General features: G+C 34.2%; 16 protein-coding genes and 2 tRNA genes. 8 read left to right on the forward strand and 10 right to left on the reverse strand.

Annotation, left to right across the window (positions count from 1 at the left end):
- Positions 1 to 19: 19 nt before the first annotated feature.
- Genes fabG through AC23MB_RS00940 form a run of 4 tightly spaced genes read left to right on the forward strand, consistent with a single transcriptional unit; the run spans position 20 to position 3,233 of the window.
- Positions 20 to 763, forward strand: a complete 744-nt coding sequence (gene fabG, locus AC23MB_RS00925) for a 3-oxoacyl-[acyl-carrier-protein] reductase (RefSeq protein ID WP_079667527.1) — start codon at positions 20 to 22, stop codon at positions 761 to 763.
- A 57-nt stretch (positions 764 to 820) separates the two neighbouring features.
- Positions 821 to 1,606 carry a prolipoprotein diacylglyceryl transferase gene (locus tag AC23MB_RS00930; RefSeq protein WP_312323401.1) on the forward strand — a complete coding sequence of 262 codons (786 nt, stop codon included), beginning with the start codon at positions 821 to 823 and terminating at the stop codon, positions 1,604 to 1,606.
- Complete coding sequence (locus AC23MB_RS00935) at positions 1,584 to 1,820, forward strand: hypothetical protein (protein WP_312323402.1); 237 nt, start codon at positions 1,584 to 1,586, stop codon at positions 1,818 to 1,820. Before AC23MB_RS00930 ends, AC23MB_RS00935 begins: the two co-directional genes overlap by 23 nt.
- Before the next feature lie 9 nt (positions 1,821 to 1,829).
- The gene (locus AC23MB_RS00940; protein ID WP_312323403.1) at positions 1,830 to 3,233 is read left to right on the forward strand and encodes a radical SAM protein; all 1,404 of its coding nucleotides are present in this window, start codon (positions 1,830 to 1,832) and stop codon (positions 3,231 to 3,233) included.
- A 119-nt stretch (positions 3,234 to 3,352) separates the two neighbouring features.
- Here the strand turns inward: AC23MB_RS00940 and AC23MB_RS00945 are convergent, their stop codons facing one another.
- Entirely contained in the window at positions 3,353 to 3,922 is a 570-nt protein-coding gene (locus AC23MB_RS00945; RefSeq protein WP_374331134.1) for a Crp/Fnr family transcriptional regulator, read from the reverse strand.
- Between the two features lie 193 nt (positions 3,923 to 4,115).
- On the opposite strand from AC23MB_RS00945, the gene AC23MB_RS00950 reads away from it, so the two are divergent.
- Positions 4,116 to 4,709 (forward strand): 5'-methylthioadenosine/S-adenosylhomocysteine nucleosidase family protein, encoded by a 594-nt coding sequence (locus tag AC23MB_RS00950; RefSeq protein WP_374331136.1) that lies wholly within the window; start codon positions 4,116 to 4,118, stop codon positions 4,707 to 4,709.
- A gap of 37 nt (positions 4,710 to 4,746) precedes the next feature.
- Here the strand turns inward: AC23MB_RS00950 and surE are convergent, their stop codons facing one another.
- A complete protein-coding gene (surE, locus tag AC23MB_RS00955; RefSeq protein WP_312323156.1) occupies positions 4,747 to 5,514 on the reverse strand; it encodes a 5'/3'-nucleotidase SurE in 768 nt (255 codons plus the stop codon).
- Between the two features lie 209 nt (positions 5,515 to 5,723).
- On the opposite strand from surE, the gene AC23MB_RS00960 reads away from it, so the two are divergent.
- Both AC23MB_RS00960 and AC23MB_RS00965 read left to right on the forward strand, forming a co-directional pair.
- Positions 5,724 to 7,847 (forward strand): carboxy terminal-processing peptidase, encoded by a 2,124-nt coding sequence (locus AC23MB_RS00960; protein ID WP_487786294.1) that lies wholly within the window; start codon positions 5,724 to 5,726, stop codon positions 7,845 to 7,847.
- Positions 7,848 to 7,912: 65 nt separating this feature from the next.
- Positions 7,913 to 8,419: a hypothetical protein gene (locus AC23MB_RS00965; RefSeq protein WP_313027553.1), complete on the forward strand. Its 507-nt coding sequence runs from the start codon at positions 7,913 to 7,915 to the stop codon at positions 8,417 to 8,419.
- Positions 8,420 to 8,548: 129 nt separating this feature from the next.
- Here the strand turns inward: AC23MB_RS00965 and AC23MB_RS00970 are convergent, their stop codons facing one another.
- The 6 genes from AC23MB_RS00970 to AC23MB_RS00995 all read right to left on the reverse strand — a co-directional run bounded on the left by AC23MB_RS00970 (position 8,549) and on the right by AC23MB_RS00995 (position 12,275).
- The gene (locus tag AC23MB_RS00970) at positions 8,549 to 8,857 is read right to left on the reverse strand and encodes a GIY-YIG nuclease family protein (protein WP_374331144.1); all 309 of its coding nucleotides are present in this window, start codon (positions 8,855 to 8,857) and stop codon (positions 8,549 to 8,551) included.
- Positions 8,858 to 8,911: 54 nt separating this feature from the next.
- A tRNA-Asn gene (locus AC23MB_RS00975) sits at positions 8,912 to 8,985 on the reverse strand.
- Between the two features lie 719 nt (positions 8,986 to 9,704).
- Positions 9,705 to 9,778, reverse strand: a tRNA-Asn gene (locus tag AC23MB_RS00980).
- Between the two features lie 85 nt (positions 9,779 to 9,863).
- Positions 9,864 to 11,201, reverse strand: coding sequence for an RIP metalloprotease RseP (gene rseP, locus AC23MB_RS00985; RefSeq protein ID WP_487786295.1), 1,338 nt, complete (start codon positions 11,199 to 11,201; stop codon positions 9,864 to 9,866).
- A gap of 116 nt (positions 11,202 to 11,317) precedes the next feature.
- Complete coding sequence (locus tag AC23MB_RS00990) at positions 11,318 to 11,794, reverse strand: hypothetical protein (protein ID WP_487786296.1); 477 nt, start codon at positions 11,792 to 11,794, stop codon at positions 11,318 to 11,320.
- 46 nt (positions 11,795 to 11,840) lie between these two features.
- On the reverse strand, positions 11,841 to 12,275 hold the full coding sequence (locus tag AC23MB_RS00995) for a DUF6646 family protein (protein ID WP_487786297.1): 435 nt from the start codon (positions 12,273 to 12,275) through the stop codon (positions 11,841 to 11,843).
- 281 nt (positions 12,276 to 12,556) lie between these two features.
- Between AC23MB_RS00995 and menD the strand changes: the two genes are divergently transcribed.
- Entirely contained in the window at positions 12,557 to 14,230 is a 1,674-nt protein-coding gene (menD, locus tag AC23MB_RS01000) for a 2-succinyl-5-enolpyruvyl-6-hydroxy-3-cyclohexene-1-carboxylic-acid synthase (protein WP_487786298.1), read from the forward strand.
- Here menD and AC23MB_RS01005 read toward each other — a convergent pair.
- Positions 14,225 to 14,854: an aminotransferase class IV gene (locus AC23MB_RS01005; protein ID WP_487786299.1), complete on the reverse strand. Its 630-nt coding sequence runs from the start codon at positions 14,852 to 14,854 to the stop codon at positions 14,225 to 14,227. The genes menD and AC23MB_RS01005 overlap by 6 nt on opposite strands.
- Positions 14,838 to 15,815 (reverse strand): aminodeoxychorismate synthase component I, encoded by a 978-nt coding sequence (locus tag AC23MB_RS01010; protein WP_487786300.1) that lies wholly within the window; start codon positions 15,813 to 15,815, stop codon positions 14,838 to 14,840. The genes AC23MB_RS01005 and AC23MB_RS01010 overlap by 17 nt, the downstream gene beginning before the upstream one ends.
- Position 15,816 lies beyond the last annotated feature (1 nt).

The raw sequence follows: 15,816 nt of genomic DNA on the forward strand, positions 1-15,816 counted from the left end.
GAAAAAGAATAAACTATATATGAAACTATTAGAAGGAAAAGTTGCCTTAATTACAGGTGCAACAAGAGGAATCGGAAAAGGAATTGCCGAAGTTTTTGCAGCGCAAGGCGCAAAGGTGGCTTTCACTTATGCAGGATCTGTTGACAAGGCAAAAGCTTTAGAAGAGGAACTTTCTAAGATTACAACTGTTAAATCTTACCAATCTGATGCATCTGATTTTGATGCTGCACAAAAGTTGGTAGACGATGTTATGGCAGAGTTTGGACAAATTGATATCTTGATTAATAACGCTGGAATTACCAAAGATAATTTGATGTTGAGAATGTCCAAAGACGATTGGGATACAATTATCAAAGTGAATTTGGATTCTGTATTTAACCTTACAAAAGCGGTGATCAAACCGATGATGAAAGCGAAGTCGGGTTCTATCATCAATATGTCTTCTGTGGTTGGTGTTAAAGGAAACGCTGGTCAAGCAAACTACGCAGCTTCTAAAGCAGGCGTTATTGGTTTTTCTAAATCTGTGGCTTTGGAGTTGGGTTCTCGTAACATCCGTTGCAACGTGATTGCACCAGGTTTCATCGAAACTGAAATGACGGCTGTTCTTGACGAAAATACGGTTAAGGGTTGGAGAGAAGCAATTCCGTTGAAGCGCGGTGGACAACCAGAAGATGTGGCAAATGCTTGCGTATTTTTAGGAAGTGATATGTCAGGTTATATCACTGGACAAGTGATTAACGTAGATGGCGGAATGTTGACTTAGTCAAGATTTTTTACAATATTTAGCAGCTTTCGGGCTGCTTTTTTTTATCTTCATTTTATGATAGATTTTCCTGTTACGCTTCATCTTTTCGGACACGATATATTGCTGCATCCAATTTTGGAATCGTTAGGGATTTTCATTGCGATGCGCTATTACTATTTTTTGAAAAGAAAATCCAATGAAAAAATGAACTTAAATGTTTCATTAGCGATTCTCATTGGTGCAACGGCAGGCGCGTTGTTTGGTTCTAAACTAATTGGAAATCTTGAAAATCCATACAAACTAGTCGAACAAGCGTTTAATTTCAAAACATTTTGGTCGAATAATACAATCGTTGGCGGATTGGCTTTTGGACTTTTAGGAGTTGAATTCGCAAAGAAAATTGTTGGACACAAAGAAAGCACGGGAGATTTAATTACATTTCCGTTAATTCTTGCTATGATTATTGGTAGAATCGGCTGCTTTTTCACAGGAATTTATGAAGAAACATACGGAGTTCCCACCGATTCGGTTTTCGGGATGTACTTAGGAGATAATGTGAAACGTCATCCTGTTGCTTTGTATGAGATTGTATTCCTCATCATCCTCTGGATTATTCTGAAAAAAATCGAAAAGAAAAGGAAGTATCCATCGGGTTTTGTATTTCAAGTTTTCATGATAAGCTACTTCACTTTTAGATTTTTACTTGATTTTATTAAACCTAAAGTTGACGTTATTTTTAATCTTGGAACCATTCAAGTTGTATGTCTTTCTATGATTATTTATTACATTTATAAAATATATTTAACCTTCAACACCAAAATACAAAACCAATATTCAGATGAACCAATTAGTAATTCTTGAAGTCGGCAACTTAGAAGGGGTTGTAGTGATGATTGTAGCGATGATTGCTGTTGCCTCTTTCGTGATATCTTTAGTAGTTGCTGGAATTTTTAAATTAATTTACGAATCCAAAGCTGGCAGAAAACTCACAAAAGGTCAATTTTGGAGAACAGTTTTAGTGTGTCTGCTTATTTGCGGATTGATTAGTGGAATGATTTGCGGAGGTGGAATTTAATTTACAATTATGCCAGTAAGAAATTATACTTATTACGATTATACGATAAGTCTTTGTCCAGAATGTTTGCAGCGTGTGGGCGCAAAAATTATTATTGAAGACGATTTGGTTTTTATGACAAAACGTTGCCCAGATCATGGTTTTTTCAAAACTAAAATAGCAACCGATGTAGAATATTATAAAAACATCAGGAATTTCAACAAAGCCTCAGAAATGCCCTTGCATTTTGGGACTGATGTAAATTACGGTTGTCCTTACGACTGCGGATTGTGTGTAGATCATGAACAACATAGTTGTTTATCTATTGTGGAAGTTACGGACCGCTGTAATTTGACTTGTCCGACTTGTTACGCAATGTCTTCGCCGCATTATGGAAGCCACAGAAGTTTGGACGAAATTGAAGCGATGTTCGACACGATTGTAAGAAATGAAGGCGAGCCCGATGTTGTCCAAATAAGCGGTGGCGAACCGACCATTCATCCAGAGTTTTTTAAAATCATGGATATTGCAAAGTCGAAACCGATTAAACATTTGATGTTGAACACCAACGGAATTCGGATTGCAAACGATTCCGGTTTTGCAGAAAAATTGGCAACTTATGCCCCAGAATTTGAGGTTTATCTTCAATTTGATTCTTTTAAACCAGAAGTTTTGGAAGACTTCAGAGGAAAAAATTTGACGGATGTTCGTATGAAAGCTTTAGCAAAATTGAATGAGTTAAATCTTTCTACAACGCTGGTTGTTGTTTTGCAACAAGGTAAAAACATTGATGAAATCGGAAAAATCATCGATTTTGCTTTAAAACAAAAATGTGTTCGCGGAATTACCTTCCAACCTGTAGAAATTGCGGGACGAAATCGCGACGATTCTGCTGCAGAAAAAATTACTTTAACAGAAGTTCGACAAGAAATATTGAATCAGTTTCCTGCTTTAAATTCTGATGATTTAATTCCTGTTCCATGCAATCCAGATGCTTTGGCAATGGGATATATTTTAAAATTGAATGATGAAATTATTCCTTTAACTCGATACATCAATCCAGCTGATTTACTGAATAATGAATCGAAAAACACCATTGTTTACGAACAGGATGAGGGTTTAAAAGTGCAATTAATTGATATTTTCAGCACTGGAATTTCTGTTGATAAAGTTCAGCCAAAAGTTAATCAATTATTATGTTGTCTTCCAGAAGTTGTAGCGCCAGATTTGGGTTATGACAATTTGTTCAGAATTATCATCATGAATTTTATGGATGCTCACGATTTTGATGTTCGAGCTGTGAAAAAATCTTGTGTCCACATCGTAAATAAAGATTTAAAATTGATTCCGTTTGAAACCATGAATCTTTTTTACCGTGATGACAAACAAAAATGTCTAGAGGAATTGAGAAAAGATACAAGAGTGTTGTTTTAAGGCAAAAAAGGTTTTGAAAATCATCTCAAAACCCTTTTTTCATTTGTGATTTTAGATGTATTATTTAAAATACTAACACAAATGTACTTTTATTAGTTTTAATATGAAATGAACTTGGGTTAATTAATTCGCTTCCGAATACGACTTAAAGCTTGTGGCGTAACGCCGATATATGAAGCAATATATTTGAGCGGAACTTTTTGCAATAAGTTTTTGTCTGTTTTCAAAAGTTTTAGATAGCGCTCTTCGGCCGATTCGGTTAATAGAGAAAGTTCTCGTCTAGCTTTTGAAAGATAAAGTGCTTCCGCCGAAATCCTACCAAGAAAATTCCCGATTGATGAATGTTCGAAAAAGTGTAAAAAACTGTCGTGGGTGGCGCGCAACAAGACCATGTCGGTCATTGCTTGTATCGAGTATTTGCTAGGTTCTCGCGTGAGAAAAGATTCGTATGATGTTAAATAATCATTTTCGAAAAGAAAATTAACGGGGATTTCTTTTTCTTTTTTATTTAAAAAGCATCGTCCAATACCTGTTGTTATTAATGAAAGATGATTTTCGACTTCGCCTTTTTCTATTATAAAATCATTTTTTTTGTAGGCTTGGACAAAAATTCTAGGTTCATATATTTCCCAATCTTTGTCGGTCATTTCAATCCCGAATGAGGTTAAATAGTCTTTATAATTCATCATTTAAGAAAGTGGTTTTTGTTATGATATAACCAGTATAAAATTAGGGATTTGTACTATATTTAATAACTAAAAAGATATTATGATAGAAAAATAATCGTTTTTAATATCAATTTAATTAATAAAAGTTATTTAAAATAATTTTTAAATTCGTAAATATTTAATTTGAAAAATATTTTATCAAAAAAAACTATATTTGACCAAATTCTATAAAGTTTTGATTACAATTAATACTAAAACCTATGAAAATCCGCTTTTTGTTTTTGCATTAGAAAGCGAAGCAGGTAGTCATTTTGATAAGGATAACAAAGTTTTTGTTGGTGTAGGGAAAGTTAATGCAACCTACCATTTAACAAAAGCAATTGCGAAATTTCAACCAGATATTATCATTAATCTTGGTACAGCAGGAAGCACTGTTTTTGATCGTGGAAGTGTTGTGTGTTGTACAGCGTTTATCCAACGTGATATGGAAGTGTCGGCTTTAGGTTTTGCAAAATTCGAAACTCCATTCGAAAATTCAGCGATTATTTTGAATAACGGGATCGAACTTCCAAATTTTCCGATAGGCATTTGTGGTACGGGAGATCAATTCGAAATGGAACATAACAACCACGAATACAATGTTATAGAGATGGAAGCTTATGCTTTAGCTAAAGTCGCCAATTTGGAAAATATTCCTTTTTTGGCTTTAAAATATATTTCTGATGGCGCCGATGGCAATGCCGTTGACGATTGGACAACTGAAGTTAAACGAGCATCTGAAGCTTTGAGTAAGGCTTTAGAAAGATAGAAAAAGGCGATTCAAATTTCTGAATCGCCTTTTTATTTTAAAACTTCATGATAGTATCAAGTTCTTTAAGATACTCATGTGCGGTTAGATCAAATTTAACAGGAACAATTGAGATATAACCCTCTGCCAAAGCTGTTTCGTCAGCATCTTCAGATTTGTCCATATTGTTAAAATAGCCGGATAACCAATAATATTTTTTGCCGTGTGGGTTAACACGCTCATCAAAACTTTCTTCCCATTTTGCATGCGCTTGTTTGCAGACTTTTACACCTTTTATTTCTTCTTTTGCAAGTTTAGGAATGTTGACATTTAACACAACTCCTTTTGGAAGTGGATTGTCAAGAACTTTTTTAACGATTGCTTGGATATATTCTTTAGCTTGAGAAAAATCGGCATCCCAAGAAAAATCTAATAATGAAAAGCCAATAGCTTGCAAACCTTCTACGCCAGCTTCAACCGCCGCTGACATTGTCCCAGAGTAAATAACATTAATCGAAGAATTGGCACCATGATTAATACCCGAAACCACAATATCGGGTTTTCTTGTTAAAACTTTATCCAACGCAAATTTCACACAATCAACCGGCGTCCCACTTAGCGCATAATCTGTTTGTGGGCCTTCGAGATTAATTTCTTCATAAGTTAAAGTTGCATTAATGGTTATTGCGTGTCCTTTTCCACTTTGTGGGGAGTTAGGCGCAACGACAATTACATCGCCAATTTCGTTCATAAAACTTACCAAATTTCTAATACCAGGCGCTGTTATGCCATCATCATTGGTTACTAATATCAAAGGTTTTTCCATAATAATTTTCAAAAATATCGTGATGCATCTTAATTTGTAGATGCTCCTTTTTAAAGAATATCACAAAATTAGCTAAAATATAGCAGTCGAATAAAAATAAGGTATTAAATTTGATGTGACTTCGGCTTATGATTTAGAAATAAATTTTCAAAGATTTGTAACAAAAATCAAAAGCTAATTACCAATATTTTATCACTTAAGTAATCTATATGTTTAAGAATTTTAAATGGAACAGAATCTTCATGTTTGCGCCACTTATGACGCTGATGTTTTGTTTCAACGCACCACAGAATGACGACGAAAAAATGCAAACCATTATGGTAAGTGTTAAGAACACACTTTCGTATTTGCATTATGCACCAAAACCTATTAATGATGCTTATTCAGCAGAAGTTTATAATAAATTTTTTGAGTCTGCAGATCCAGACAAAAGGATTTTTTTACAATCGGATATGGATGAGTTTTCGAAACACAAAACCAAGCTTGATGATTACCTTAACAACGGTGATTTGACTTTTTATAAAGCGACAACAGATCGTCTTTATCAAAGATTGGATGATATCGATAAAATGACACAAGATATCTTGAGCAAGCCAATCGACCTTAATGAAGATGATAGTATGATTCTTGAACCAAAACTTAAGAAAAATGCAACTACTATTGCTGACCAAAAAGCAGAATGGAAGCGTTATGTTAAGTATTATATTCTTCGCGAGATGGAAACTTTGAACAACAAGGAAGAATCTGCTAAGAAAAGAAAAGACTCACTAATTGCTAATAAACTAAAAGATACTGTTAAGTTAGAAATTCTTTCTGCAGATCAAAAAAGAATCAAAGCGCAAGGTGAGGTTAAAGATTTGATTACGGATATGTTCCGTCGTTACAAAAAGAGAAAGAAAAACGATTGGTTTACAGTTTATATGAACGCTTATACAGAAGTGTTTGATCCGCACACCAATTATTTTTCACCAAAAGATAAAGAAGATTTCGATACTAATTTCACAGGGAAAATTATTGGTATTGGTGCTTTAATCCAAGAGAAAAAAGGATATTTATATTTAGGCGATTTAACAATCGGTGCACCAGCTTGGAAGTCTAAACAATTAGCGAAAGGAGACAAAATCCTTAAAGTTAGATCAAAACCCAAAGAAGATCCAGTTAACGTCGTTGGGATGTTGACAGAAGAAGCGGTGCGACTTATCCGCGGAGAGAAAGGAACGCCAGTCACTTTAACTGTTGAGAAAACCGATGGTACAGTTAAAGATGTTACCTTAATAAGAGAAGAAGTTGCGATTGAAGACACTTACGCAAGAAGTTCGATTATTAACTCTCCAAACGGGAAAAAATTAGGCTATGTTTATCTACCAGGTTTTTACGCAGATTTTGAGGATAGTAAAGGAAGAAACGCTTCAGACGATGTTAAAGCTGAACTTTTAAAACTAAAAGCTCAAAAAGTTGATGGCGTTGTTTTAGATTTAAGAAATAACGGTGGCGGTTCATTAACAGAAGTTGTTGATATTATGGGCTTGTTTATCAATGCTGGTCCAGTTGTTCAGGTTAAAGACGGAAACGGAAAAATAAATGTTCTTAGTAACAAAACCAATGCGCCAGTTTGGACAGGTCCGCTTGTTATTATGCAAAACGAACTTTCGGCTTCTGCATCTGAGATTTTGACAGGAGCAATGCAGGATTACGGAAGAGCTGCAATCGTTGGTTCTCCACAATCTTTTGGTAAAGGAACTGTGCAGACTTTTGTGTCTCTAAACAGATTTTTAAATACCAGCGATGACTTTGGTGATCTTAAATTAACAATTCAAAAATATTATCGTGTCACGGGTGAGTCGACACAGAGAAAAGGTGTGGAATCCGACGTTAAGATGCAAGATTTGTATACTTATGCAGAAATAGGGGAGCGTTATGACCAATTTGCTTTGCCTTGGGATAAAATTGCACCAGCAAAGTTCAATAAAGTTAATAACATCAATACAGCATCTTTGCAGCAATCAATAGATTCTAAAATTAAAAATAATACGAATTATCAACTGCTTGTAGAGTCTGCAAAATGGAGAGAAGCTTTATCTAAAGAAGAAAAAATTACGTTGAACGAAGCTAAATATATGGCTTTGATGAAAGAACGTAAAGCGCAGATTGAAAAATTCAAAGCTTTGGATAAATACAATAATGGTCTCAAAATTAGTTTGCATGCAGATGAAGTTGCAAGAGAAAAGAAAGACGAAGCTTTTGCGAAAAAGTCCGAAAATTGGATTAAAAATTTACAGAAAGATTTTTATCTGAAGGAAACTTTAGACGCCTTAGAACAATCTTCAAAATAATAAAAAGCGCTCATCATTGAGCGCTTTTTTCATAATAGAATTTAATTTTGATTAAACTAAAATTTATGAAATTAGAAAGCATCTTTTTCTTAGCCGTTTTTAGTCTAGGAAGTTTATCTTGTCAAAAAGAGGAAAATAAGTCTCAAAATAAAATTGAACAATCTGATTCTATTCCTAGTGTTAAGAATATCAAAATTGGAACGATTACGGTGCCAGATGACAAAATCGGAATAGGTTGTATTACCGAATATTATCGGAAAGAAAAAGAATATAAAGATTTAATTTTTATGCAAACTGGTGCGCCTGATGAAAAAGGTTGGCTTAACTTTTTAAACATTGATGGAAAACAAATTGAATTTTATACAAAAGAATCTAGTTCCGGAGAAAATGATGACGAAAATAAATTCACTATTAAATTAGAAGACGACAATTACCAAGTAATAATTGATGCCATTATAGGAGAAGTAAGTATTGACAGTGACACGGCGCAAGCCCACGGAATAATAAAAGTTACCAATAAAAAAGCAAAAGCAACAGGCTCAGCAGAATTTAAGGGAGGAACTGGTTGCTAAGCTTTCAAAAACTTAAAATTAAAAAGGGAATTTCATTGGTGAAATTCCTTTTCTATTTAAACAAAAAAGACTCACATTTCTGTAAGTCTTTTAGCTCCTCCTGCTGGGCTCGAACCAGCGACCCTCTGATTAATCCCGAAGTTTCGGGACTCTAACCAACTGACTAAGCCTCCCCAGTAGGGTAAAATCTGGATCGACGAGCATTTCTATAATTTTTCTACTATGCTGTTTTTTAATAAATCGCTCAATGGAGATAGCTTCTTTTTCTTGATCTCCGCAAGAAAAAAGTGCAGCAAGCTTCCAAGGTCGATGTTTGGATGTAAACGTATTAAAGCTGTTTTGCTCGTTATGTTGTTGCAATCTTAATTCTATGTTAGAAGTATATCCAACATAATAAAGATTTGCAGTTTCCGAGTAAAGAATGTAAATAAAATACATAATTAAATGTACAAAAAAAACACCTACTAATTAAAGTAAGTGTTTTATAAAAAGCTCCTCCTGCTGGGCTCGAACCAGCGACCCTCTGATTAACAGTCAGATGCTCTAACCAACTGAGCTAAGGAGGAATGTCCTTCGTTTGAAGTGGTGCAAATATAAAAATTAATTTGTTTCAAATCAAGCCTATCATGCTTTAATAAAGAAAAAAGTTCAAAAATTTCTTATCTGTTTGATTCTGAATTAAAAAAAATTTAGATAACTGGGTTTGATTTTGATTCCAACAGGAATTTTAAAACAAAAAAGACTTACATTTCTATAAGTCTTTTAGCTCCTCCTGCTGGGCTCGAACCAGCGACCCTCTGATTAATCCCGAAGTTTCGGGACTCTAACCAACTGAGTAAGCCTCTCCAGTGAACTAAAACCTGGATTGAAAATTTTTTCAACTAACTTTAATGTACAAAAAAAACACCTACTAATTAAAGTAAGTGTTATGTAAAAAAGCTCCTCCTGCTGTGCTCGAACCAGCGACCCTCTGATTAATCCCGAAGTTTCGGGACTCTAACCAACTGACTAAGCCTCTCCAGTGAACTAAAACCTGGATTGAAAATTTTTTCAACTAACTTTAATGTACAAAAAAAACACCTACTAATTAAAGTAAGTGTTTTGTAAAAAAGCTCCTCCTGCTGGGCTCGAACCAGCGACCCTCTGATTAATCCCGAAGTTTCGGGACTCTAACCAACTGACTAAGCCTCTCCAGTGAACTAAAACTTGGATTGAAAATTTTTTCAACTAACTTTAATGTACAAAAAAAACACCTACTAATTAAAGTAAGTGTTTTGTAAAAAAGCTCCTCCTGCTGGGCTCGAACCAGCGACCCTCTGATTAACAGTCAGATGCTCTAACCAACTGAGCTAAGGAGGAATGTCCTTCGTTTAAAGTGGTGCAAATATATATAGATTTTATATTCGCACCAAATTTATTTTGAACTTTTTTTGAAAATATTTTTTTAGAACTTCCCTGTTATCCACTTAACGATGTCATTTCCAAAGATTAACACCATTAATCCAAGTAAGAAAATAACACCAATCATTTGAGCATTTTCTAAGACTTTTTGCGGTACAGGCTTACCTGTAATCATTTCCCACAACGTGAAAATAACATGACCACCATCTAAGCCCGGAATCGGTATGAGGTTAAGGAATGCCAGCCAAACAGAGAACATCGCTGTAAAGCTCCAGAAAAACTCCCAATTAATAGTCTCTGGCATTTGCTTGATGATACCAATTGGTCCAGATACTTTTTTATAGCCTTCAGTTTTGCTGTTAAAAATAATTTTGAACTGCTTAACCTGCATTACCAATACATCGATGGTTCTTTCGAAACCTCTTGGGATAGACTCTAGGAAAGTGTAGCTTTTAACAACTTGTGTTTTGTCAAGCTCTTTTTGCGCTAAAGCCCCATTAATACCGAAACCTAATTTACCATCTTTATCCAAAGTTGTTTGTAAAGTTTCAACTTGGTTATTTCGATCAACTTTTACTGAAATTGGTTTTCCAGCATTTTTTAATAAAGCTGTAGTAACTTGATCGTAGTATTGTGTTGGTTGATTATTAATCTCAATAATTTTGTCACCCTTTTTCAGTCCCATTGCCGCTGCAGGAAGATTAGGTGCAATGCTATCTACAACTGCTGGAAAACGGTTACTGAAATACAATTTTGCTTCATTCGCTTTCAAGACTTCTGCAACACCGTCCTCATTAACAGGGAAAGTCACCTCCTTACCATCACGCAATACAGTTACGTTATTAGCAAAAAGCATATTCATAATAGCAGTCTGCATACGCTCGGCAGGTTTACCATCTATTTTCAAAATTTTATCACCTGTTTTAAGACCCATTTTTGAGCCTTCTGAAGTGACTGCGATTCCCGCTTCAAATTTTGAATTGTCGTAATATTTTTCACCTTTAAAATAAGAAAGACAAGAATAGATTATCCAAGCCAAAAAGAAGTTAACCGTAACCCCGCCCATCATAATGATAAGGCGTTGCCAAGCTGGTTTACTACGGAATTCCCATGGTTCTGCTGGTTTCTTAAGTTGATCCGTGTCCATACTTTCGTCAACCATACCCGCGATTTTTACATAACCACCAAAAGGCAACCAACCAATACCGTACTCGGTTTCGCCGATTTTCTTTTTAGCGATTGAAAACCAGGGATCAAAGAATAGATAAAACTTCTCTACTTTAGTTTTAAAAAGTTTAGCTGGGATAAAGTGCCCAAGCTCATGTAGAATAACAAGGATAGAAATACTCAGTATAAATTGAAATAACTGTTCTGGTGCCATTTATTTTGTTTAAAATTAAATTACGCAAAGGTAAGCAATTGACTTAGATTCTTATCAAGAAAAAGGCCTTATCCACAAGATAAGACCTTTTTTAACTTATTTTTATAAATAATTGCTTATTTTAAAACATATTTGAATCCTAAAGTAAAGCGACCAGCTTCGAAGTTAGAATCGTTAGAAAGATTCCACCAAGGCTTCCAGTCAAAGCTCATTGCTAACGGAGCAGATGGGATTTTGTATTCTAAACCTAATTGTGGTCTAATAGCAAATGAAGTGTCGCTATATCCTCCAGCTTTCCAAAATGTAACTTGTGGACCAACACCGATGTACCATCCAAGGCCACCAGCACCACTGAATTTTTGATTGTAGGTATAATCTGCACCTAATACAGTTGTGTTATCTCCGAACAATACTTGTACGTTACCTGCATTTCTTCCATCGAAAGAGTGCTTATATTGAGGACCAAATAATGTTGGACCATCTCCTAAATCTACTGCAAGACCTAATGCGTCTCTATAAGACTGCGCATTTGCAAATTGACTCCCTAGTGCTACTGCACCTAATAAAGCGATTGATTTAACTAAGTTTTTCATTATTGTAAATTTTAATAGTTTGTGTAATATTTCTTATTCTGATTTTTTATAAATTAACTACGACTCCCAAGCCGCCACGGTTTCCTAATTCTACAAAACCTCCAATTTTCTCTGTGAAGAAGTATCTAACACCGACATGTGCCCCAAAATCAAAAGTATCGCCCAAAACGCCTAGAGTTACACCTGGATAAATGTCCAAATTGTTATCTAAATTGAGTAAATCATGCAAGTGATAATTGAAACGTCCATGTATTGAAAAGTCAGATTTAGAATCGTTTTTTCCAAAATAGAGACCTAATCCTGCTCCTACAGAAATGGCATCTGCGATACCATAATCATAACTACCTTTAAGACCTAGACCTTCACTTCCATAAATATTAAGACCTGCTTGTACCTTTTGATCGCCTTTTCCGTTCCAAGCTTGAGCCGAAGCTGTTGTCATCATAAAGCAACCTAAAGCTGCTAGCATCAATTTCTTCATATTGTTTCTTCTATTTAAGTCCTAATCAAAAATAAGACCAAGAATTTATGGAGCGCATAATTTTTTAATAAAAAATAACTAAACATCGTGTTAAAATCCTCATAATTAAGTGTTTTAGATTCTTAAATATTAGTTTATTTTAAATTGTTCTAATGTTAATTGGATTAGATCTTTGCAATATTTTTAAGCTTTTTAACTTGTTGTTATGCATTTTTGAAAAATATCGCTACTAAAAATGCCATGTTTTTTGACTAATTTTGCCAAACTTAAGATTATATCTAATGAAACAATATTCCTCAATACGAAGCGTACAGATTTTGGCACATGTTCTACAACAATATGGCATCGATAAAATTGTTGTATCACCAGGTTCTAGAAACGCGCCTTTGGCAATTCATTTTTCCGAACTGGACGAGATGCAATGTTATAGTATTGTGGATGAGCGCTCAGCAGCTTTTGTCGGAATGGGAATGGCTAAAGCTCTTAAAAAACCTGTTGCATTAACGTGTACCAGTGGATCGGCAGCGACTAATTATTACCCTGCGATTGTTGAGGCATTTTATCAAAACATTCCGTTGTTGATTTTAACAGCAGATCGACCAGCAGATTATGTTGATATTTTTGATGGACAAACGATTCGCCAGAATCATCTTTATCAACAACATTCTTACGGAGATTTTCAGTTAAAAGAAGATAAAGAGGAAGGTTCTTATGATTATAATCTTGATACTGTGAAAAAAGCAGTCGAATTATGTTTTGAAAAAAGTGGACCTGTACACATCAATGTTCCTCTAAGTGAACCTCTTTATAATCTAGTGAACGAACTTCCTGTTTTACCAAGTGTTGAGTCGACGATTCAAAAAAAGAAATTTGATTTTGCACCAAATTTGACTGCAGAATGGAATACGTCAAAGAGAATTTTAATTTTAGTTGGTAGTCAAGATCCAAATCCTGAATTGCAAATGCAATTGTCACAATTAGTTAAAAATCACAGTGTTGTGGTTTTAACTGAAGTAACTTCGAACTTAAATAACGAAAAATTCTTCTCACATATTGATCGATATATTTTTAATTTTAATGAAGAAGATTTCAAAACATATGCTCCAGATTTGTTGATTACAGTTGGTCAAAATGTTGTTTCTAAGAAGGTTAAGAAATTTTTACGTGAAGCAAAACCAAAACATCATTGGCATGTTGATGAGAACTGGCAACCAGACACTTACTTTGTTTTAGACCGAAATATTGAAGCAAAGCCAGAAGTGTTTTTCTCTAAATTGTTGAATAATATCAATCTAGAACCATCGCCATATTACAATTTGTGGGATGTTTTGAGAGATAAAGCCGATGCGCGTCACGATGCTACACTTCCAAAAATTGGCTATTCAGATTTTTACTTGTTTAACATGCTTTCGGACGTTATTCCTGCCAATTATAAAGTCCATTTTTCAAACAGTTCGGCTATTCGTTATGCTCAACTTTTTGATTTTAATAAATATGATTGTTATTGTAATCGCGGGACAAGCGGCATCGATGGTTGCACCTCAACTGCGATGGGATTTGCGATGATGACTGATGAGCCAACACTTTTGATAACTGGAGATATTAGCTTTTTCTACGACATCAACGGACTTTGGAACCAATACATTCCGCCGTTTGCGCGAATTGTGATTTTTAATAATGGTGAAGGCAACATTTTCAGAATTATTCCGGGACCGAGTGATACCAACGCGGTCGATGAGTTAATTGCCACACAACATCACAAAAGTGCCGAACTTTTAGTAAAACATTTCGGTTTCGATTACATAAAAGCGGAAGACGAATTGAGTCTAGATCGAGTGATTGAGTCTTTCTTTAAACCTGGTCAAAAGCCAAAAATCCTTGAAGTGATGACAAAAGGACATCATAACGAAGATAAGTTAAAAGCTTATTTTGAAAATTTAACACAAACTTTATAAATCGTCTATATCCAAAATTTTGGAAGGTAGATTTTTAATTCTTGAAATAGGATAAACGAAATTTTCATCAAAATCATTCAATGCATTAATGATTTGCAAATGAGAGAATTCCAAAATATTATCAACCGAAATTGCTGTTGACTTTATTTGTCTCTGTTTTAAAAGATGTTGTCTTTGTACACCATTTAACAAATAAGTTTCGGGCGTGTACCAAGTTTTATCTTTTAAGAAAAGCAAATTGCTAAAACTGGTATCAGTTACATTTCCGTTTTGTAGAATGATGACTTCGTTAGCGTGCGATTTTTGTTTTAAAAGATCTAAGTTTTTTCTATCAATATACTTAAATTGATAGTTTAGATTATCATCAGTAACTAATTCGAAATCTTCAATTTCTGAGATAGAATAAGGTAACATTTGGGTTTTAAAATTATTTTCTAAATCGTAAACTAAACGGAATTTGTACAAGCCATCTTCGTCATGATTCAAATTTTTAAAAACTTTTAAAATATCGATTCGACAATCTTTTTCGAAGTGCGAAAAAGTCTCAATCATTCGTTGTTGATGCAATTCTGCAAGGAAGATTTTTTGATCTTCAACTTTGATACTTTCAATAAATTGGAGCATAGATTTTATTTTTCATTTCTTCGTATTCGTCGAGTAACTGGCTTTGATGCGTAATGCCGCCGCCACTTTTAAAAACAAACTTGTCGCCTTCTTTTTCAATAAAACGAATGATGACGCAAGAATCTAAATTTTCACCATCAAAAAATCCAGAAATGCCAGAATAAAAACCTCGATCATAATTTTCGGCTTCCAAAATTATTTCTAAAGTTTTCTTTTTTGGTGCGCCAAGAATGGAGCCAGCTGGCAAAAGAAGATTAAGAATGCTACCGATTTTATTCTGAAATTTAGGTTTTAATGTTCCTGAAATTTCCGAACTCATTGCAAAAAGATTTTTTTGTTGTGTTTGGATATAATCAATCCGTTGAAATTCATCAACTTTAACATTATTTGCGACCATACTTAGATCATTTCGCAGCAAATCTACAACGGTATAATGTTCAGCCTTTTCTTTAATGTTGGCTTTCAGAAGTTCTTTTGCATTAGGAATATCGGCATCTATTGTACCCTTCATTGGATGTGTAACAATCTGATTGTCTTTTATTTCAATAAAAGTTTCGGGAGAAAAAAACACAAATTTATTCGGAATGCAAGCTTTATATTTCGCTTTAGAATGTGCAAAAACTTCTTCTAAAGTATAATTAATTTCGATCGGCGTTTTTCTCGTATAATTTACTAAATATGAGTTGCCTTTCTTCAAATTTTCTTGAACTAAATCAAAACCTTTTCGGTAAGATTCTAAAGATTCAGCATTAAAGCTAAGATTGAATTTTTTATTATTAAATCCTTCTTTACTAACACTTTGTATATTTGGAAATTCTATTTTAATATTCGAATTTTTAAGTTCACTTTCTGTTAAAAGAATCATTTTTTCTTTTAGAAAATCAATAAAAAACACAAACGGAATTTTTGACAAAGAAAGTTTGTCAATAGCTGCGAAATCAAAATCAATTTCTTGTAACATT

It is taken from the genome of Soonwooa sp. T0.1_25 (assembly GCF_057652215.1).

Coding starts and splice junctions, on each gene's coding strand:
- fabG (WP_079667527.1), top strand. CDS start 20: ATGAAACTATTAGAAGGAAAAGTTGCCTTAATTACAGGTGCAACAAGA.
- AC23MB_RS00930 (WP_312323401.1), top strand. CDS start 821: ATGATAGATTTTCCTGTTACGCTTCATCTTTTCGGACACGATATATTG.
- AC23MB_RS00935 (WP_312323402.1), top strand. CDS start 1,584: ATGAACCAATTAGTAATTCTTGAAGTCGGCAACTTAGAAGGGGTTGTA.
- AC23MB_RS00940 (WP_312323403.1), top strand. CDS start 1,830: ATGCCAGTAAGAAATTATACTTATTACGATTATACGATAAGTCTTTGT.
- AC23MB_RS00945 (WP_374331134.1), bottom strand. CDS start 3,922: ATGATGAATTATAAAGACTATTTAACCTCATTCGGGATTGAAATGACC.
- surE (WP_312323156.1), bottom strand. CDS start 5,514: ATGGAAAAACCTTTGATATTAGTAACCAATGATGATGGCATAACAGCG.
- AC23MB_RS00960 (WP_487786294.1), top strand. CDS start 5,724: ATGTTTAAGAATTTTAAATGGAACAGAATCTTCATGTTTGCGCCACTT.
- AC23MB_RS00965 (WP_313027553.1), top strand. CDS start 7,913: ATGAAATTAGAAAGCATCTTTTTCTTAGCCGTTTTTAGTCTAGGAAGT.
- AC23MB_RS00970 (WP_374331144.1), bottom strand. CDS start 8,857: ATGTATTTTATTTACATTCTTTACTCGGAAACTGCAAATCTTTATTAT.
- rseP (WP_487786295.1), bottom strand. CDS start 11,201: ATGGCACCAGAACAGTTATTTCAATTTATACTGAGTATTTCTATCCTT.
- AC23MB_RS00990 (WP_487786296.1), bottom strand. CDS start 11,794: ATGAAAAACTTAGTTAAATCAATCGCTTTATTAGGTGCAGTAGCACTA.
- AC23MB_RS00995 (WP_487786297.1), bottom strand. CDS start 12,275: ATGAAGAAATTGATGCTAGCAGCTTTAGGTTGCTTTATGATGACAACA.
- menD (WP_487786298.1), top strand. CDS start 12,557: ATGAAACAATATTCCTCAATACGAAGCGTACAGATTTTGGCACATGTT.
- AC23MB_RS01005 (WP_487786299.1), bottom strand. CDS start 14,854: ATGCTCCAATTTATTGAAAGTATCAAAGTTGAAGATCAAAAAATCTTC.
- AC23MB_RS01010 (WP_487786300.1), bottom strand. CDS start 15,815: ATGTTACAAGAAATTGATTTTGATTTCGCAGCTATTGACAAACTTTCT.